The organism is Billgrantia desiderata (assembly GCF_900108215.1).
GTDB classification, from domain to species: domain Bacteria; phylum Pseudomonadota; class Gammaproteobacteria; order Pseudomonadales; family Halomonadaceae; genus Halomonas; species Halomonas desiderata.
This window is the reverse complement of sequence record NZ_FNVC01000001.1, coordinates 431,596-449,442: the sequence shown is the minus strand read 5'-3', so window position 1 is coordinate 449,442 and position 17,847 is coordinate 431,596. Positions and strand designations below refer to the sequence as shown.

Here is a 17,847-nt window from a genome sequence, read left to right as displayed (position 1 = left end):
GTCGAGCCCAGGCGGACATGAACTTCGGCCGAATACAGGATTGACCATGAAATTTTCCGAACAGTGGCTGCGTGAGTGGGTGTCGCCGCAGCTGGGCGTACAAGGGCTGGCCGACCAGATCACCATGGCCGGTCTGGAAGTGGATGCCGTCGAGCCCGTTGCCGCCGCCTTCAGTGGTGTGGTGGTGGCCGAGGTAGTGGACAAGCGGCAGCATCCGGATGCCGACAAGCTCAACGTGTGCCAGGTGCTCGATGGCAGCGGCGAGCCGGTGCAGGTGGTGTGCGGTGCCGCCAACGTGGCGGTCGGTCAGAAGGTGCCGTTTGCCCGTGTCGGGGCAGTGTTGCCGGGCGACTTCAAGATCAAACAGGCCAAGCTGCGCGGTGTGGAATCCCGCGGCATGATCTGTTCCGCCTCTGAGCTGGGTCTTGCCGAGGAGACCTCGGCGGGCATTCTCGAGCTGCCTGCCGATGCCCCTGCCGGCGAGGATTTTCGCGCCTGGATGGGGCTCGACGACCATACCGTCGAGGTGGATCTGACCCCGAACCGCGGCGACTGTCTGAGCCTGAAAGGGCTGGCGCGCGAAGTCGGCGTGCTCAACCGGCTGGCGGTCACCGAGCCCGACGTCGAGCCGGTCGCTGCCAGCCACGATGAGACCTTTCCGGTGCGGGTCGAGGATGCCGAGCGCTGTCCGCGTTACATCGGCCGCTTGATCAAGGGAGTGAACGTCACCGCCGCCACCCCGCTGTGGATGGTCGAGCGTCTGCGCCGCAGCGGCGTGCGCTCCATCGATCCGGTAGTCGACGTGACCAACTATGTCATGCTCGAACTGGGACAGCCGCTGCACGCCTTCGACCGTGAGAATCTGCACGGCGCGGTGGTCGTGCGTCTGGCGCGGGAAGGGGAGCAGCTGGTACTGCTCGACGGCCAGGAGATCACGCTCGGTGCCTCGACCCTGGTCATCGCCGACGAGCGCGGGCCGCTGGCCATCGCCGGCGTGATGGGCGGGGAGCACTCCGGGGTCGGCCCGACGACCCGCGACATCTTCCTCGAATCCGCCTTCTTCTCGCCGCTGGCGATTGCCGGACAGGCGCGCTCCTACGGGCTGCACACCGATGCCTCGCATCGCTTCGAGCGTGGGGTCGATCCGCGCCTTACTCGTGACGCGGTAGAGCGTGCCACGGCGCTGCTGCTCGAGATCACCGGCGGCGAGCCGGGGCCGCTGGTGGAAGACATCAGCGATGCCCACATGCCGGCCGAGCGTGAGGTCACGCTGCGTGCCGCGCGGCTCGAGCAGGCGCTGTGCAAGGCACTGCCCTCGGCCGAGGTGAAGGAGATCCTCGAGCGGCTGGGTATGGCAGTTACCGTGACCGAGGCGGGATGGCAGGCGAAGGTGCCGAGCTGGCGCTTCGATATCGCCATCGAGGAGGACCTGATCGAGGAGGTGGCGCGAATTCACGGCTACAACCTGCTGCCGGTGCGCCGTCCTGCGGCCCGTCTGGCGCTGCGTCCCGACAACGAGGCGCGCACGCCCCTCGCCAGGCTGCGGCGTCAACTGGTGGCGCGGGGCTATCAGGAGGCGGTCACCTACAGCTTCGTGGCTCCCGAGCTGCAGCAGGCGCTGCTGCCGGATGCGGTCTCTCCGCGGCTGGCCAACCCCATCTCCAGCGATCTGGCCGTGATGCGGGCGAGCCTGTTCCCGGGGCTGATCCGTGCGCTGGAGTACAATCTCAACCGTCAGCAGACCCGTGTGCGCCTGTTCGAAACGGGGCTCGTGTTCCGCGGCGATCTGGACGAGTTGGACCAGACGCCCATGGTCGGCGCGCTGGTCTGCGGCGAGCGCCTTCCCGAAGGGTGGGCCGGCAGCCGGGACAAGGTCGACTTCTTCGATCTGAAAGGCGACCTGGAGAGCCTCATCGCCCTGGGCGGCGAGGAGCATGCCTGGCGCTTCGAGCCGGGCGAGCACTCGGCGCTGCATCCCGGCCAGTGTGCGCGGGTGGTGTTCCGTGGCGAACCGGTGGGCTGGATCGGCGCGCTGCATCCTGCCGTCAAGGCCGAGCTTGGCCTGAAGGCCGAGGTGTATCTGTTCGAAGTACGTCAGGATGCGCTCACCCATGGCAGCCTGCCTGCCTTCGAGCCGCTGTCGCGCTATCCGGAAGTGCGCCGTGACCTGGCCTTCCTGCTTGACGAGGGGCGACCCGTGCAGGCGCTGCTCGATTGCGTACGCCAGCGCGCAGGACAATGGTTACAGGAGTTGCGTCTGTTCGACGTCTATCAGGGCAAAGGGGTGCCCGAAGGGAGCAAGAGTGTTGCCTTGGGCTTGACCTGGCAGCATCCTTCGCGCACGCTGAATGACGAGGAAATCAATCAGTTGGTCGATGCCATCGTCGCCGAATCGCATCAGCATCTGGGAGCCGAGCTGCGCGGGTGAGTGCTCGAACGAACCGGAGGCCATGACGGCGGCGGGCTGGACCGCCACTCTGAGGAGATGACATGGGAGCGTTGACCAAGGCGGAACTGGCCGAACATCTCAATGCCGAGCTGGGGCTGACCAAACGTGAAGCCAAGGCCATGGTAGAGGCTTTCTTCGAAGAGATCCGGGCCTGCCTGCGCGAGAACGAGCAGGTCAAGCTGTCGGGATTCGGTAACTTCGATTTGCGCGACAAACGCGAGCGCCCGGGGCGCAATCCGAAAACGGGAGAGGAGATCCCCATCTCGGCGCGTCGTGTCGTAACCTTCCGGCCCGGCCAGAAGCTCAAGAGTCAGGTCGAGCGCTACGAAGGTCCGGCCCCCAGTTGATGAAACGCCATCGCCAAGATGCCACCCCGAGGGGTGGCATCTTGGTATTGGATACTTAGGGTATTGGATGCTTGGGGTATTGGATGCTTTCCGGTCAGCTCAAACCCCGCCGCCGCTCTCCATCAGCCAGGTGATGACCACCTTGAAGATGTAACCCATCATGCCTGCGCCGAGTACCACGAACAGCATGAGGGTGCCGAAGCGGCCGGCCTGGGACTGCTTGGCCAGGTCCCAGATGATGAAGCCCATGAACAGGATCAGGCCGCCGATCAACAGCGGGGTGACCCAGGCTTCGAACGTATGCGCTTCCAGCATGTCGCCTCCTCGAATCAGAGACCGAACATTATACGTGGCCAGCTTTCGAGCCGCCTGCGACAACCTGTCGCTTGGTGACGGTGGGCGGTGGCGTTCGGCGCCAACTCGCCGACACGTGGTAAACTCGTGTCGAACGTATCGGTTGAATGAATCAGGTCTATTTCCGACATGCCAATGCTGAAGATTTTCGTAGGAACCATGTATGGCGGCGCCCTCGATGTCGCCGAACAAGTCGCTCCGCTGTTCAAGGATGCCGGCTACGAAACCGCGGTTCTCGAGCAGCCCACGCTCGAGGACTTGATCGAAGAGCGGCCCGACCTGGTGCTGTTCTGCGTTTCCACCACCGGCAGCGGCGATTTCCCGGGCAATTTCGTACCCTTTGCCCGCGCCCTGGATGAGCGAAGCCCGTCGCTGGTGGGGGTGCGCTACGGCTTGATCGCCATGGGCGACAGCTCCTACGGCGACACCTTCTGCGGGGCAGGACGCCGGCTGGACGAAATGCTCGAAGGGCTTGGGGCCACCCGGCTGGGGGAACGGCTGGAGATCGATGCCATGGAGACCTTCATGGCCGACGATGCCGCGCTGCCCTGGGTCGAGGAGTGGATCGAAGACCAGCAGTTGCAGGTGGCTTGAGATGAATGCCGAGCCGACTGCCGAACGACTGAGCTTGATGGCGGGCTTGCTGATATTGATGCTCGCCACCGTGCCGCGATTCATCGCCGGCGATTACGGTAATCGCCTGTCGCTGATCTCGATCGCGCTGGCCGTGGTGGCCGTGGTGGCCTTTATGAACTGGCGCATGCTGGATGCCGACGAACGCCGCCGACTGCCGCAGTTGGGCAAGCGTCTGCTGTTGGCGCTGCTGGCAGGGCTGGCATTGATGGGCCTGTGGCATGCGCTGTTCACGGCCTGGATCAGCTGGCAGCTGCTGATCGCGCACGGCGCCACGCTTGGGCTGCTGTTGCATGCGGTGTTGCTGTGGTGGCGCCCTGCGCAGTAGCCGCCTCGAACCTGCATCCGTAACGGCGCCCTGGCGGGCGCCGTTGTTCTTTCTCTAGTGCTCTACTTCTGCTTCCACTTCTTGCCGGCCAAGTGTCATACCAGGCGATAGCAGGGCACGTACTCCTGGCCCGGCAGCTTCATGCGGCCCTGGGCGACGAAGGAGCCGAGCAGCTCGTCCAGACGGCGCATCAGTTCCGGCTCGGCATGCAGCTGGAAGGGGCCGTGGGCCTCGATGGCGCGCAGGCCGTGCTCCTTGACGTTGCCGGCCACGATACCCGAGAAGGCCCGGCGCAGGTTGGCGGCCAGATCGTGCACCGGCTGGCTGCGGTGCAGTGCCAGGCCGGCCATCGCCTCGTGGGTGGGCACGAAGGTTTCCTGAAATTCCCGGGCGATGGTGAGCCGCCAGTTGTAGTGAAAAGCGTCCTGGTGGGCGCGGCGGAACTCGGTGACGCTGTCGATGCCCTTGCGCATGGCGCGGGCGACCTCGACGGGGTCGTCGACGATGATGCGGTATTTGCTGCGCGCCGCCTCGCCCAGGGTGTAGACGAGAAACTCGTCGATACGCTGGAAATAGTCAGCGGAGTTGGCCGGGCCGGTGAAGATGAGCGGGAGGGCCATGTCGCTGTTGTCAGGGTGAAGCAGAATGCCCAGCAGGTAGAGGATCTCTTCCGCCGTGCCCACGCCGCCGGGAAACACCACGATACCGTGCCCCAGACGCACGAAGGCCTCCAGACGCTTCTCGATATCGGGCATCACCACCAGCTCGTTGACCAGCGGGTTGGGTGCCTCCGCGGCAATGATGCCGGGTTCGGAGATGCCCAGATAGCGACCGTCGGGTATGCGTTGCTTGGCGTGGGCCAGGTTGGCACCCTTCATCGGTCCCTTCATGGCGCCGGGGCCGCAGCCGGTGCAGATGTCGAGTTCGCGCAGGCCCAGGTGGTAGCCCACGTCCTTGGTGTACTCGTACTCCTCGCGAGTGATCGAGTGGCCGCCCCAGCACACCACGATGCCGGGGTCGCGTCCTGGCTTGAGCGTGCCGGCCTTGCGCAGGATATGGAACACCGCGTTGGTGGTCCCTTCGCCGGTGGTGAGGTCGAAGCGACGATGCTGTTGGATCTCGTTGTAGACATAGACGATGTCGCGCAGCACCGACGAGAGATGCTCGCGTATGCCGCGAATCATCTTGCCGTCGACGAAGGCCTGGGCGGGGGCGTTGGTCAGCTTGAGGCGTATGCCGCGGTCCTGCTGGATCACTTCGATGTCGAAGTCGTGATAGGTCTCCATCAGCACCAGGCTGTCGTCGGTCATGCTGCCGGAGCTGAGCACGGCGAGTGAGCAGCGCCGCAGCAGGTCGTGCAAACCGGCCTTGGAGGTGTCGCGCAGGCGATTGACCTCATGCTGCGAGAGCACTTCCAGACTGCGCAGCGGTGAAACGATGGTGGAGATGGTGTCTGGCATGAAACGATCCTTGTGGTGTCGGCTTGCTGCCTGTCATCGAGTCGTCATTCGATGCTATCACGCTGCCCGCAGTGGCGCAGCGCTGCGTGGCTGGGCCAGGGGTGGTAGGATGAGGGTTTCCGGCCTTGGTCCCTGCAAGCGATCGCCATGTTCAATGCACAGTACTTTCGCACCTTCATCACCCTGGTCGAAACGGGCAGCTTCACGCGTACTGCGCGCCATCTCGAGATGACCCAGCCCGGGGTCAGCCAGCACGTGCGCAAGTTGGAGCAGTATCTCGACAAGCCCTTGCTGGAGCGGCAGGGCCGGCGCTTCACGCTGACCGAGGCCGGGCGCAGGGCCTACGACTACGGCCTGCGGCTGTTCGCCGAACACGAGCAGTTTCGCCACTCCCTGGACGACGATGCGCTGGACACCGGCGAGTGCCGCATCGCCTCGCCGGGCAGCGTAGGGCTGATGTTCTACCCCTACATTCTCGGCCAGCAGCAGATGTCGCCGGGGCTGACTGTCAGCTACAGCTTCGCCTTCAGCCACGAGATCGTCTCGGACGTGCTGGCCGGGCGTCACGACCTGGGCATCGTCACCGAGCCGATTCGCCACCCGGAGCTGAACTGCAGCCTGTGGCACCAGGAGCCGCTGTGCCTGGTGGTACCGGCGGACTTTGCCGGTACCTCGCTCACCGAGCTGATGGGCATCGGCTTCATCAACTACTCCGACGGGGTCAATCACGCCGGCGCGCTGCTGCGCAGCAACTTTCCCGACGAGTTTCGCTCCATGAGCCAGTTTCGCCGCCAGGGCTTCACCAACGAGGTGGGCATGGTGCTCGACGCCGTGGCGCGAGGTCTTGGCTTCACCGTGGTTTCGCGGCTGGTGCTGGAAACCTCGCCCTGGCAGCGCCAGGTCAAGGAACTCGATCTGCCGGTGATCGAGCACGAAACCCTGCATCTGGTCAGCCGCACCGGAACCAAGATTCCCCGCCGCTACGCGCGCCTGCTCGAAGGGTTCCGCGAGCAGCGCATGCGCGAGCGCTTCGGTCACGGGGATATCGCCTCGCTGCCTTGACCCGGCGCGGAAGCAGGCAACGAAACGGCCCGCCATTGGCGGGCCGTTTGCGTGGTGCTTTACGACAATGTATCAGTCGCGGTATTCATCGATGCTGGGGCAGGAGCAGATCAGCTGCCGGTCGCCGAAGACGTTGTCGACGCGGTTGACCGCGGGCCAGTACTTGGCTGCCTTGACCGCTTCCGAGGGGAAGGCGGCGACCTCGCGGGAGTAGGCGCGCTCCCAGGCCGGATCCATCAGGTCGGCCATGGTGTGCGGTGCATTCACCAGCGGGTTGTCGTCGGCCGGCCACTCGCCGCGCTCGACCCGGGCGATCTCCTCGCGAATGGCGATCATGGCATCGCAGAAGCGGTCGATCTCGTAGCGCGACTCCGACTCGGTGGGCTCCACCATCAGCGTGCCGGGCACCGGGAAGGACATGGTCGGGGCATGGAAGCCGTAGTCCATCAGGCGCTTGGCGATGTCTTCCTCGCTGATGCCCGAGGCGCTCTTGAGCGGGCGAATGTCGATGATGCACTCGTGGGCCACGGTGCCGTTGACGCCGCGATAGAGCACCGGGTAGTGCGCCTCGAGGCGTCTGGCGATGTAGTTGGCGTTGAGGATGGCCAGCTCGGTGGCCTGGCGCAGGCCGCGCGCGCCCATCATCTTGATGTAGGCCCAGGAGATCGGCAGGATCGAGGCGCTGCCGAAGGCCGCCGCGGAGACCGCGCCGCAGTTCTCGTTGACGCCGGCGATGGGCGTCACCACGTGGTTGGAGACGTAGGGCGCCAGGTGCGCCTTGACCCCGATCGGGCCCATGCCGGGGCCACCGCCGCCGTGGGGGATGCAGAAGGTCTTGTGCAGGTTGAGGTGGCTGACGTCGCCGCCGAAGTCGCCGGGACGGGAGAGGCCGACCTGGGCGTTCATGTTGGCGCCGTCGATGTAGACCTGGCCGCCATGACGGTGAACGATGGCGCACGCTTCGCGAATCCCTTCCTCGAACACGCCGTGCGTGGAGGGGTAGGTGAGCATGATCGCCGACAGCGCCTCGCTGTGCTTCTCGGCCTTGGCACGCAGGTCGTCGAGGTCGATGTTGCCGTTGCTGTCGCACTCCACCACCACCACTTTCATCTGCGCCATGGCGGCGGAGGCGGGGTTGGTGCCGTGGGCGGAGCTGGGGATCAGGCAAACGTCGCGGTGCCCTTCGCCCTGGGCCGCCTGGTAGCGGCGAATGGCGACCAGGCCGGCGTACTCGCCCTGGGCGCCGGAGTTGGGCTGCATCGAGATGTGGTCGTAGCCGGTGATCTCGACCAGGAAGGCCGCCAGCTCGTCGATCATCTGCTTGTAGCCGACGGCCTGTTCCTGGGGCACGAAGGGGTGCAGCTGGCCGAACTCGGGCCAGGTGATCGGGATCATCTCGCTGGTGGCGTTGAGCTTCATGGTGCATGAGCCCAGCGGGATCATGGCGTGAGTGAGCGAGAGGTCCTTGTTCTCCAGGCGCTTGAGGTAGCGCAGCATCTCGGTCTCGCTGCGGAAGCGCTTGAAGTTGGGGTGGGTCAGGAAAGCCGACTCGCGGCGGCTGGCAGCGGGTATGCCGCTGATGCCCTCGGCGGCGATGCGCTCGTCCAGCGCCGCGATCGACAGCCCGTGCTCCTCGCCCAGCAGCACGTCGAACAGCACGTCGAGATCGTGAGCGGTGGTGGTCTCGTCGAGGCTGACGCCGATGTCGCCGCCTTCGAAATAGCGCAGATTGATCTCGTGGGTCAGCGCGCGACCGTGGATCTTGCCCGCATCGACACCGGTCAACCGCAGGGTGTCGAACCAGCTGTCATGCGCCAGGCGTACGCCTTTCTCCTTCAGTCCAACGGCCAGGACGGTGGTCAGACGATGGATGCGGGTGGCGATGGTGGTGAGACCCTCGGCGCCATGATAGACGGCGTAGAACCCGGCGATGTTGGCCAGCAGGGCCTGGGCGGTACAGATGTTGGAGGTGGCCTTCTCGCGGCGGATGTGCTGCTCGCGGGTCTGCATCGCCATGCGCAGGGCGGTGTTGCCGCGGGCATCGCGGGAGACGCCGATGATGCGTCCGGGAATGGAGCGCTTGAGCGAGTCGGTGGTGGCGAAGTAGGCGGCATGCGGGCCGCCGTAGCCCATGGGAACGCCGAAACGCTGGGTGTTGCCGACCACGATGTCGGCGCCCAGCGCTCCCGGCTCCTTGAGCAGCACCAGGCTCATGATGTCGGCTGCCACGCAGGTCATCACGTTGCGCTCGCGGGCGGTGGCCAGCAGCGGGGCGAGATCGTGAACGCGGCCGCTTTCGCCGGGGTACTGCAGCAGGGCGCCGAACACGTCGTGCTCGGCTAGACTCTCGGCCGGGCCGACGATCAGTTCGAAGCCGAAGTAGTAGGCGCGGGTGCGCACCACGTCGAGGGTTTGCGGCAGCACGTCGTCGGCGACGAAGAAGGCGTTGCTCTTCGACTTCTTGTTGGCCCGCTGGCACAGCGCCATGGCTTCGGCAGCAGCGGTGGCCTCATCGAGCAGTGAGGCGTTGGCCAGCTCCATGCCGGTGAGATCCATGACCATCTGCTGGAAGTTGAGCAGGCCCTCCAGGCGGCCCTGGGCGATCTCGGGCTGATAGGGGGTATAGGCGGTGTACCAGCCGGGGTTCTCCAGTACGTTGCGCTGAATCACGGCCGGCACGTGGGTGTTGTAGTAGCCTTGGCCGATGTAGGTCTTGAACACCTTGTTCTGACGCGCCAGGCGCTTGAGGTAGTCCAGCGCCTCGGCTTCGCTGCGCGGCGGGTCGAGGTCGAGTTCGCGGCCCAGGCGAATGTCTGCCGGTACCGTGCGCTCGATCAGCGTTTCGAGGCTCTCCATGTCGAGCGCCGCCAGCATGGCGGCAACATCTTCGGTTCCGGGGCCGTTGTGGCGACGGATGAAGGCGTCATGATCGGCCAGTTCGGCCAGGCGGCGGTTATCGTAAGCCATGGAAAAACCCGTACGTTGAATGGAAGTGCAGGCGCTGGGAAAAACCCGGCCGCAGGGCCGGGAAGCATCGGTGCGTTGCTATCAGGCTTCGCTGTCGACCACGGCCTGGTAGCCTTCGGCGTCGAGCAGGGCCTCTACGGCTGCTGCGTCCTCGACGCGGACCTTCATGATCCAGCCACCTTCATAGGGAGCTTCATTGACGGTCTCGGGAGCATCCTCGAGCGCTTCGTTGACGGCGACGATCTCGCCGGCGAGCGGCGCATAGAGATCGGAAGCGGCCTTGACCGACTCGATCACGCCGAACTCTTCACCCTTTTCCAGCGTGCGTCCAACCTCGGGCAGTTCCACGAACACCACGTCGCCGAGGGCTTCCTGAGCGTGATCGGTGATGCCGATGGTGACGGTGCCGTCGCCATTGTCCAGCACCCATTCGTGACTGTCGTTGTAGCGCAGATTGGCAGGAATCGAGCTCATGATGATTTCCTATAAGAAAAAGGTTTTCTGGCTGGGTGAATGCTAACGCCATTGTTGGCATTTTGCGAGTCTGAAAATGCCGCTCGACGCCGCTGTCAGGGCAGCGTGCATGGATAGCGTGGCGCCTGCAGCCGCGAACGTCCAGTCCCACCGAGGCGTACGGATGGGCAGCCAGGCAGTGACGCCGTTCGACAGCGGCGGTGTGGCTCACTACGCTATAGCAGGCGTTTGCCGAGCAGCGGCGAGGGCAGGAGGTCACCGAGGTGACGGATCGTGCCCGGTCGTTGTTTCCGATACGAAACAAGCGTTAATCTAGTATCCAACAAGCGTTGACGGCCAGAATGCAGCCGCCATTCCGGTGAGCTGGTGCATTCCTGGCGATTTCCGCTATGGTACGCCGTCTCACTGCAGGATCCTTCGGGGAAACGCCTTGAAGATGGTGAGATGCCTTATAACACTCCATACAACAGAGGGAAGCGTTCGTGGAAACATTGACAACCATATTCGAGGCCATCAACGGCGTGGTCTGGGGACCGTTGATGCTGATACTGCTGCTGGGGGTGGGCCTCTACCTGCAGCTCGGATTGAAACTGATGCCCATCCGCAAGTTGGGTACCGGCTTCAAGCTGATGTGGCAGGGGCGAGATGCCAAGCCGGCAGCGGGCGAGGTAAAGAAGGCGGAAGCCGAAGGGGAGATCTCGCCCTTCAACGCTCTGATGACGGCACTCTCCGCCACCATCGGCACCGGTAACATCGCCGGTGTGGCGACGGCCATTGCCTTGGGTGGCCCCGGCGCGGTGTTCTGGATGTGGATCACCGCCCTGGTGGGCATGGCGACGAAGTTTGCCGAAGCCGTGCTGGCGGTGCGCTATCGTGAGACCGACAGCACCGGCTACCATGTCGGCGGGCCGATGTTCTACATCAAGAACGGCCTGGGCAAGAAGTGGCTGTGGCTGGGTGGCGCCTTCGCCTTCTTCGGCGCGGTGGCGGCCTTCGGGATCGGCAATACCGTGCAGTCCAATTCCGTTGCCGATGCGCTCGACTCGACCTTCGGGATTCCGCACTGGCTGACCGGCGTTGCCATCATGGTGCTGGCGGGGGCCGTGATTCTAGGCGGCATCAAGCGTATCGCCAAGGTGGCCGGCAAGCTGGTGCCGTTCATGGGCATCGCCTATGTCGCGGCCGGCCTGGTGGTGCTGGTGGTCAACGCCGGTCAGTTGGGCGAGGCCTTCAGCATGATCTTCTACTACGCCTTCAATCCGCATGCGGCGGTGGGTGGCTTCGCCGGGGCTGCCGTGATGGCCGCCATTCGCTTCGGGGTGGCACGCGGTATCTTCTCCAACGAGGCGGGCCTGGGCAGCGCGCCGATCGCCCACGCGGCGGCCAAGACCCGCAACCCGGTACGCCAGGGCATGATCGCCATGCTCGGAACCTTCATCGACACCATCATCGTCTGTACCATCACCGCGCTGGTGATCCTGACCTCCACGGTGTGGATCGAGGGTGAAGCGGGGGCTTCGCTGACGGCGCTCTCCTTCGATGCGGCACTGCCTGGCTGGGGCAATCAGATCGTCTCGCTGGCCCTGGCGGTGTTCGCCTTCACCACGATCCTGGGCTGGTCGTTCTACGGTGAGAAGTGCTTCCAGTTCCTGTTCGGCACCCGCTCGATCATGCTCTATCGCGTGCTGTTCGTGCTAGCCATCCCGCTGGGGGCCATGGCGCAGCTCGGTTTCATCTGGCTCATGGCGGACACCTTCAACGCCCTGATGGCCATTCCCAACCTGATCGCTCTGGCCCTGTTGTCACCGGTGGTGTTCAAGGTCACGCGCGATTACTTCGACGGCAAGGAGGTGTTGCCGGGCGAGGATCTCGATCACGACAAGGCGTGATGGTCCTGCGGTCGACGAGGCGCTGCTGGCGCCTCGTTTCGCCTGGCCAAGCCTGTCTCCCAATGTCACGAGGAAACCCCATGAGCGATCTCAAGCGCACACCGTTGTATGACCTGCATCTCGAACTGGGCGGCAAGATGGTGCCCTTTGCCGGCTATGAGATGCCGGTGCAGTTTCCGCTCGGTGTGAAGAAGGAGCATGAGCACACGCGCAATGCCTGCGGATTGTTCGATGTCTCCCATATGGGACAGCTTCTTCTGCATGGCCCCAATCCCGCCGAGGCACTGGAAACGCTGGTTTGTGCCGATATCGTCGGGCTGCCCCAGGGCATGCAGCGCTATGCGCTTTTCACCGCTCAGGAAGGTGGGATCCTGGATGACCTGATGGTGGCCAACCCGGGGGATCACCTCTATCTGGTGGTCAATGCCGCGTGCAAGGATCAGGACATTGCCCTGCTCGACATGGGGCTCGACGACGAGCACCGGGTCGAGGTGCTCGACCGCGCGCTGCTGGCGCTGCAGGGGCCCAAAGCGGCGGACGTCATGCGGCGTCACTGCCCGCAGGCCTGCGAGCTGGTGTTCATGCAGCATGGCCGTTTCGAGCTGGCGGGCGTGCCCGTGTGGGTCAGCCGCAGTGGCTATACCGGTGAGGACGGCTTCGAGATTTCGGTGCCGGCCGAGGAGGCGGAAGCGCTGGCGCGCAGGCTGCTGGCGGAGGAGGAGGTCGAGGCGATTGGCCTGGGGGCGCGTGATTCGCTGCGTCTCGAGGCCGGTCTGTGCCTCTACGGCCACGACATCGACACCGAGACCACGCCGGTGGAAGCGGGATTGGTCTGGGCGATTGGCAAGGCGCGTCGTCATGGCGGTGAAAGGCCCGCCGGATTCCCGGGGGCGGATGTGATCCTGCATCAGGTCGATGCCAAGGATCACCGCCGCAAGCGTGTCGGTCTGCTGGGCGAAGGCCGCGCTCCGGTGCGTGAAGGCGCCGATCTATACGACGAGAATGGCCACCACATCGGCAGGGTGACCTCGGGCGGCTTCGGTCCAAGCGTGGGCATGCCGGTGGCCATGGGGTACGTCGATGTCGAGCATGCCGAGATCGGCACCACCGTTCATGCTGAGGTGCGTGGCAAGCGCCTGCCGATGGTAGTGAGCAAGATGCCCTTCGTGGCACCGGGCTACTACCGCGGCTGACGCCTTCGTATTTATACCGTTATCTTGCCAAGGGCCACCGCAGTCGATGCGGTGGCCCTTGTCGTTCCGAGCCCCCAAGGTCTCGTAGATTTCGAAGATCGCGTCGAGGCCTTGGGGGAGGCAGTCAATCCGGGCTCGTGGCGAGCTCAGCGCATCAGTTCGGCGTGTTCCTCCCAGTAGCGTCCCATGCTGCGCTCCCCGGTCAGGTCGAACAGCGATTGACGCCGTGCCAGCTGGGCGCCGCCATCCCGCGTGAGTGGTCGCCAGGCGATCTGGGCCCGCTGACGGGTGGAGCGTACGAAGAAGGCATCCAACGGCAGCGAGAGATAGACCCCCTTGTCGAAGCTGCCTTCGCCGAAGTCGCTGCCGGCATCGGTGAAGGTGGCCCAGCCGCCCAGGCGAATACCGGAGTCGAACTCCCGGGAGACGTCGAAGGTGACGCCGAGATCGCCCGCCAGGTAGCGCCCGACGCTGACCTTGGCCAGCACGTCTTCGAAATCCGTCTGCCAGTACCCCGTGAGGTGGCCGGTCCAGGTGCTGTAGTCGCGCATGCCGAAACGCTGGTCGAACTCCCGCTGCTTGACCCAGTTCACGTCGAGGCCCAGCGCCACGTCACTGTTGAAGGGGCGGTAGAGCAACTCACCCCCGGCGCCGGCGAACATGGTCTCGAGCAGACCGCCATAGCCCATGGCGTACCAGTCGTTGCCGAGCTGGGCAGTATGGGTGTACTGCAGGTTGGTGATGCCGATGTCGGTCTCGGCCAGATAGTCGCCGATATGGGTCCTGACCCGCGGCAGGTCCGAGGGGCCGATGTAGTGGTACTTGTCTAGATTGTCGTCCACCGTGTAGGTCAGCGTGGCCGACAGCCAGTCGTTGCGCCCCAGCCGATACTCGCTGTCGAAGCTGGCCGAGAGGCGGTAGAGGTAGCCGTCGGGGCCGCCGAAGTTCTGCTCCAGCTGTGGCTCGATGCTGTAGGAGAAGCCCTGCGGGGTGGTGTCGTGCATCAGCTCACCCTGGACCGGTTCATGACCGGCATGCGCATAGAGGCCGTGCCGGTAGCCAACGGTTTCGGCGCTGGAAACGGCGGCGGCAGCGAGGGCGTGACGGTCGTGAACGCTTTCGCGCAGGAGCATTCCGCGCTCGTGCCAGCGGAAGCGCAGGGTGTCGATGTCGTCGCCGAGATGGTTGTGCAACAGGCGCCCGGCGCGGTACTCGCTTTCCGCGAGCGAGGGGTAGCGGGTGGGCTCGCCCTCGATGACGACACTGTTGTCGGCCTGGTAGATGCGGTAGACGCCGATACCGGCGTTGGTGTCCAGCTCGCTGCTGAGTCCGCTCCAATCGCTGCTGTTGGCGGCAGGCGGTTCGCCGATTTCCGCCGGGAGCGGGTCGCGCTTGAGCTGGGAAACGCCGGCAAGATTGGTGCTCACGCTGATACCGAGCATGGCGGTGTTGCCGCGTTGCCAGCCGGCTTTGAGTTCGACGTTGTCGCTGAGCTGCAGGCGAGCGCCCAGATTGACCCGTGAATCCTGCTCCTGATGGTTGCGCTGGGGTTCGCGCTGGTAGTCGTTGCCTTCGACCTCGAGCTGCAGCACCAATGGGCGCCACGGCGTTTGATACTCGATGCCGCCGAACAGAGCGCTGCGGCCGCTGAACAGGCTACCCAGGTTCACGCTGCCGCCGTCGCCGCCCGAAGTGAACCCGGAGCGTCGCTCGAAACGGTCGTCGATTCGGCTCAGGGGGTTGGTGAAATCCTCCTGATTGCCGAGGTAGCCCCAGCCGATGCCCAGCGTGAAGTCGAAGTCGTGCCAGCGCTTGCTGGCGACGAGGTACTCGCCAGCAAACAGGCCGGTGCCGCCGATGTCGCGAGCGCCGACCGCAATCTGCGGCCAGTATCGATCCTCTTCGCGCAGACGCAGCTTGACGTCGACGCCCTTGTCCAGGTTGTTGCGGTCGCCGCGGGCGGCCAGGTAGCGGCGATTCTCCACCTCGACGTAGCGAAATCCCGCTTCGAGCCACTCGGTAGGCTGGAAGAACAGGCTGTAACGGCGGTAAGGCGCGGTGCGCGACATCGAGAAGGCAAAGCCACCCAAGGGCGCCATGCGGGCCGTCGGTGTCTGCATGATCCCCACGCCGCCGAAATCGCCTTGGCCCGTGCCCAGGCGTGGCTGGGTCGAGTCGGCGACGGCAGCGGCGGGCAGCGTTGTCGCCATGATGGCCAGAGCAAGTGAGGTGAGACGCAGCGGATGCGCAGTGGGGCGCTTCATTTGGCGGCGTCTCCCGCTGTGGCTTGCTGAGCCGTGGTTCGCTCAGTCGAGGTGTGCCCGGCAGACGGCAGCGTGAGGGGGCGGCAGGCATCGCTGGGCAGCCGTGTGGCCAGGTAGTTGGGCAGGGTGCGATTGACCCAGGCGGCTTCCTGAACGGGGTCGGGAAATAGCAGCACCACTCGGCTACCGGCCGCCAAGGGCAGGTTGCCGGCGTTCCACGCCGCCACGCCAACCCGGCGAGGGGCTCCTTGAGGCGGGATCACCCACGTCTCGTCGGCTGCGGACCAGTGGCGCCGGGGGCGCTCGTGCAACAGGTCGCGCAGGTCCATGCCGGGCTGCCAGCGTTGACGAGTGATGCCGTCGAAATGCCAGAACTCGACCCAGTCGGGCAGGGCGCAGGTGCCCGCGGCGGCAAGCGAGTCCAGCGCGGGGTCGTGACGCGGCGAAGCCAGCAAGGCGGCCAGATCGGCTCGAGCCGGTGTGCGACTGGGATGTGCCTGCAGCGCTTCGATGCGGGCCCGCCATTCGCGCAGCCCTCGCGCGACTTCCGCATGGCCTGCCAGGGCATGCCAGTCGGCCAATGTGGTCAGCTCTTCCCCAAGCCGTAGGCCCTGATGCCGCTGTGCTTCACGGTCGACGCGAAGCAGGTAGTAGGCAAGGGCAGACGCCTCGGGCTGCGTCGGTTGCTCGAGCCACAGGTGTGAAAGTGTCGGCGTGTCGGCCTTGGCGGCCAGGGACAAGGTCAGTACCAGCAGTGTGCCCAGGCTGGTGATGCGCCAGTGGCTGGCGCGGGTGTGGTGACGTCGGGTCATGCGCGTTCTCTTCGTCACGGCGATGCATCGTCGTCGAGCAGGGTCACCTGCTCGGCTTCGCTCGCAGTGTTCTCGGCATCGCTCCACCAGGGCCGTGCTACCTGCCACTGTAGCCGTTGTCCCTTGGGCCAGAGCGTCATGTCACCCCCCCAGATCCACCGGGTTCCCGGCTGGCGCCAGAACACCCCGCGGCTATTCGTGTTGCTGCCCTGCCAGTCGAGTCGCTCCGTGCAGCGCTCGAGTGTGAGTCGAATCAACGGCATCTCGACAAGCTCGGGCGGCTCACAGTCGAGCGTTGCCTGTGCCATGTCCTGCCACTCCCGGCCGTCGCGGTCTTGCCAGTGAGCGTGCACCCGGTAACGCTGTGGGTCATCGCCGGCGGAATGCCAGCGCCCCAGCAGCACCTCCTCGAAGCCAGCCGTGCTGACGGGCAAGCCGTCACGCAAATGCAGCGTGGCGCGGTCGCCCGCCTGCCAGTAGGTGTCCCGTCCGTGCTCGCCGGTGCGGTGCGCCATGATCAACAGCGCCCGATTGCCTTGCTGTTTCGCTATCAGCGACGCATAGGGCAGGGTTTCCGCGCGCGCCTCCAGGTCCCGGGCCGGCTGGTTGCCCAGCAGCGTCTCTCCCAGCGGTGAGAGCTGGCCTTGAGCGCAGGCCGTCAGGCTCATCAGCATACCTACCCACAGCGAGTATCGAAGCAGGACCGCCTGGCGGCGGTCCTGGTTCGGCACACGAGAGTCTCGGTACCGTCTGTGTCGGCCCATCAGCGCGTCCCGGTAGCCGTTCCGGTTCCGGTACCTGTGCCGGCGGCAATCACCACGCCGATGCCGGCGGCACCGCGATTCACGGCGCCGGCAAGCGCCTGGCCGGAATTGCCCGGGGCAGCCCCGGCCGCACCGCGACCTGTCGCGAGTCCGCCGCTGGCAACGGCGCCCGGTGCCGGCGTGTTGGCCGAGTTGCCAGGAGCCCCCTGGGTGCCTTGCGGCAATGTGGCCTGCTGCGCCAGCGCCAAGGGCGCAAGGGCGAGCAAGGCCACGCCCGCCAGGGCGGCGGCATGATGCCTGGCCATCTTCAGTGAGTGCATAGGGTTCTTTCTCCTTTGTTGCGCCGGACTCTTCCGGCGGGACGAATGGCCGGAGAGTGCACCCGTGAATAAATCGGGATGGACTGCCCGGCCTGCCTGCGAGGGCAGGCAATGCAAAAGACTTAATGATAATTAGCCGGCGAGTCCTGGCTATGCTGGACGTTAAGGATATAGTGAGAAACAAATAACGCAATACCTTGGGTGTTTGAAGAAACCAAGGTTTGTCATCCGTTTCTGAACATGTGGCATTTGTAAAAAAATGTATAAAATGGCTTGAGGGTGATGACAAGTCAAAAAAAAGCGGTATTCTAGCCTCACTCGAGTGGCGTCTTACATGGATGAGAAGACCCCACCCCTCATCCTGACTTCTTGAGTTGCCATTGCGTTGCGGTTCTGTGCCGTAGGCGTTCTTTTGCTTGAAAATCAATGAACTGAAATGGCTTCGGAGATTGTCATTCAACTTCGTGGCGGTAGCGTGCCTGTAGATGCATGGAAGGGTTTGGTTCTTCAGTTAGGCAAAATATAGTTTGT

15 protein-coding genes are annotated in these 17,847 nt (G+C 64.7%); 7 read left to right on the top strand and 8 right to left on the bottom strand.

Going from position 1 to position 17,847, the window contains the following annotated elements:
* The first annotated feature begins 46 nt into the window (after positions 1-46).
* Positions 47-2,428 (top strand): phenylalanine--tRNA ligase subunit beta, encoded by a 2,382-nt coding sequence (pheT, locus tag C4S71_RS02090; protein WP_103968038.1) that lies wholly within the window; start codon positions 47-49, stop codon positions 2,426-2,428.
* Between the two features lie 62 nt (positions 2,429-2,490).
* Positions 2,491-2,796 carry an integration host factor subunit alpha gene (locus C4S71_RS02085; RefSeq protein ID WP_010628688.1) on the top strand — a complete coding sequence of 102 codons (306 nt, stop codon included), beginning with the start codon at positions 2,491-2,493 and terminating at the stop codon, positions 2,794-2,796.
* 99 nt (positions 2,797-2,895) lie between these two features.
* On the opposite strand, the gene C4S71_RS02080 is transcribed toward C4S71_RS02085, so the two are convergent.
* On the bottom strand, positions 2,896-3,111 hold the full coding sequence (locus C4S71_RS02080) for a DUF2788 domain-containing protein (RefSeq protein ID WP_010628687.1): 216 nt from the start codon (positions 3,109-3,111) through the stop codon (positions 2,896-2,898).
* 168 nt (positions 3,112-3,279) lie between these two features.
* Here C4S71_RS02080 and C4S71_RS02075 point away from each other — a divergent pair, with 168 nt between their 5' ends.
* Both C4S71_RS02075 and C4S71_RS02070 read left to right on the top strand, forming a co-directional pair.
* The gene (locus tag C4S71_RS02075; RefSeq protein ID WP_103968037.1) at positions 3,280-3,744 is read left to right on the top strand and encodes a flavodoxin domain-containing protein; all 465 of its coding nucleotides are present in this window, start codon (positions 3,280-3,282) and stop codon (positions 3,742-3,744) included.
* Position 3,745: 1 nt separating this feature from the next.
* Positions 3,746-4,111, top strand: coding sequence for a hypothetical protein (locus tag C4S71_RS02070; RefSeq protein ID WP_103968036.1), 366 nt, complete (start codon positions 3,746-3,748; stop codon positions 4,109-4,111).
* 95 nt (positions 4,112-4,206) lie between these two features.
* Here the strand turns inward: C4S71_RS02070 and ppnN are convergent, their stop codons facing one another.
* The gene (gene ppnN, locus C4S71_RS02065; RefSeq protein WP_086511410.1) at positions 4,207-5,571 is read right to left on the bottom strand and encodes a nucleotide 5'-monophosphate nucleosidase PpnN; all 1,365 of its coding nucleotides are present in this window, start codon (positions 5,569-5,571) and stop codon (positions 4,207-4,209) included.
* 147 nt (positions 5,572-5,718) lie between these two features.
* Here ppnN and C4S71_RS02060 point away from each other — a divergent pair, with 147 nt between their 5' ends.
* The gene (locus C4S71_RS02060; RefSeq protein WP_086511409.1) at positions 5,719-6,633 is read left to right on the top strand and encodes a LysR family transcriptional regulator; all 915 of its coding nucleotides are present in this window, start codon (positions 5,719-5,721) and stop codon (positions 6,631-6,633) included.
* Between the two features lie 72 nt (positions 6,634-6,705).
* Here C4S71_RS02060 and gcvP read toward each other — a convergent pair whose 3' ends face one another.
* Together gcvP and gcvH are read right to left on the bottom strand one after the other, a co-directional pair.
* Positions 6,706-9,600, bottom strand: coding sequence for an aminomethyl-transferring glycine dehydrogenase (gene gcvP, locus C4S71_RS02055; RefSeq protein WP_103968035.1), 2,895 nt, complete (start codon positions 9,598-9,600; stop codon positions 6,706-6,708).
* An 81-nt stretch (positions 9,601-9,681) separates the two neighbouring features.
* The gene (gcvH, locus tag C4S71_RS02050) at positions 9,682-10,074 is read right to left on the bottom strand and encodes a glycine cleavage system protein GcvH (RefSeq protein WP_086511407.1); all 393 of its coding nucleotides are present in this window, start codon (positions 10,072-10,074) and stop codon (positions 9,682-9,684) included.
* A 482-nt stretch (positions 10,075-10,556) separates the two neighbouring features.
* On the opposite strand from gcvH, the gene C4S71_RS02045 reads away from it, so the two are divergent.
* Together C4S71_RS02045 and gcvT are read left to right on the top strand one after the other, a co-directional pair.
* On the top strand, positions 10,557-11,963 hold the full coding sequence (locus C4S71_RS02045) for an alanine/glycine:cation symporter family protein (protein ID WP_103968034.1): 1,407 nt from the start codon (positions 10,557-10,559) through the stop codon (positions 11,961-11,963).
* A gap of 80 nt (positions 11,964-12,043) precedes the next feature.
* On the top strand, positions 12,044-13,156 hold the full coding sequence (gene gcvT / locus C4S71_RS02040) for a glycine cleavage system aminomethyltransferase GcvT (protein ID WP_086511405.1): 1,113 nt from the start codon (positions 12,044-12,046) through the stop codon (positions 13,154-13,156).
* 146 nt (positions 13,157-13,302) lie between these two features.
* Here gcvT and C4S71_RS02035 read toward each other — a convergent pair whose 3' ends face one another.
* From C4S71_RS02035 to C4S71_RS02020, 4 genes are all read right to left on the bottom strand, one after another.
* Complete coding sequence (locus C4S71_RS02035) at positions 13,303-15,420, bottom strand: YjbH domain-containing protein (RefSeq protein ID WP_103968033.1); 2,118 nt, start codon at positions 15,418-15,420, stop codon at positions 13,303-13,305.
* Entirely contained in the window at positions 15,417-16,232 is an 816-nt protein-coding gene (locus tag C4S71_RS02030) for a capsule biosynthesis GfcC family protein (protein ID WP_103968032.1), read from the bottom strand. Before C4S71_RS02030 ends, C4S71_RS02035 begins: the two co-directional genes overlap by 4 nt.
* Positions 16,233-16,246: 14 nt before the next feature.
* Complete coding sequence (locus tag C4S71_RS02025) at positions 16,247-16,900, bottom strand: YjbF family lipoprotein (RefSeq protein WP_160113345.1); 654 nt, start codon at positions 16,898-16,900, stop codon at positions 16,247-16,249.
* Between the two features lie 95 nt (positions 16,901-16,995).
* Positions 16,996-17,316, bottom strand: a complete 321-nt coding sequence (locus C4S71_RS02020) for a hypothetical protein (protein ID WP_086511401.1) — start codon at positions 17,314-17,316, stop codon at positions 16,996-16,998.
* Positions 17,317-17,847 lie beyond the last annotated feature (531 nt).

Coding starts and splice junctions, on each gene's coding strand:
- pheT (WP_103968038.1), top strand. CDS start 47: ATGAAATTTTCCGAACAGTGGCTGCGTGAGTGGGTGTCGCCGCAGCTG.
- C4S71_RS02085 (WP_010628688.1), top strand. CDS start 2,491: ATGGGAGCGTTGACCAAGGCGGAACTGGCCGAACATCTCAATGCCGAG.
- C4S71_RS02080 (WP_010628687.1), bottom strand. CDS start 3,111: ATGCTGGAAGCGCATACGTTCGAAGCCTGGGTCACCCCGCTGTTGATC.
- C4S71_RS02075 (WP_103968037.1), top strand. CDS start 3,280: ATGCCAATGCTGAAGATTTTCGTAGGAACCATGTATGGCGGCGCCCTC.
- C4S71_RS02070 (WP_103968036.1), top strand. CDS start 3,746: ATGAATGCCGAGCCGACTGCCGAACGACTGAGCTTGATGGCGGGCTTG.
- ppnN (WP_086511410.1), bottom strand. CDS start 5,571: ATGCCAGACACCATCTCCACCATCGTTTCACCGCTGCGCAGTCTGGAA.
- C4S71_RS02060 (WP_086511409.1), top strand. CDS start 5,719: ATGTTCAATGCACAGTACTTTCGCACCTTCATCACCCTGGTCGAAACG.
- gcvP (WP_103968035.1), bottom strand. CDS start 9,600: ATGGCTTACGATAACCGCCGCCTGGCCGAACTGGCCGATCATGACGCC.
- gcvH (WP_086511407.1), bottom strand. CDS start 10,074: ATGAGCTCGATTCCTGCCAATCTGCGCTACAACGACAGTCACGAATGG.
- gcvT (WP_086511405.1), top strand. CDS start 12,044: ATGAGCGATCTCAAGCGCACACCGTTGTATGACCTGCATCTCGAACTG.
- C4S71_RS02035 (WP_103968033.1), bottom strand. CDS start 15,420: ATGAAGCGCCCCACTGCGCATCCGCTGCGTCTCACCTCACTTGCTCTG.
- C4S71_RS02030 (WP_103968032.1), bottom strand. CDS start 16,232: ATGACCCGACGTCACCACACCCGCGCCAGCCACTGGCGCATCACCAGC.
- C4S71_RS02025 (WP_160113345.1), bottom strand. CDS start 16,900: ATGAGCCTGACGGCCTGCGCTCAAGGCCAGCTCTCACCGCTGGGAGAG.
- C4S71_RS02020 (WP_086511401.1), bottom strand. CDS start 17,316: ATGCACTCACTGAAGATGGCCAGGCATCATGCCGCCGCCCTGGCGGGC.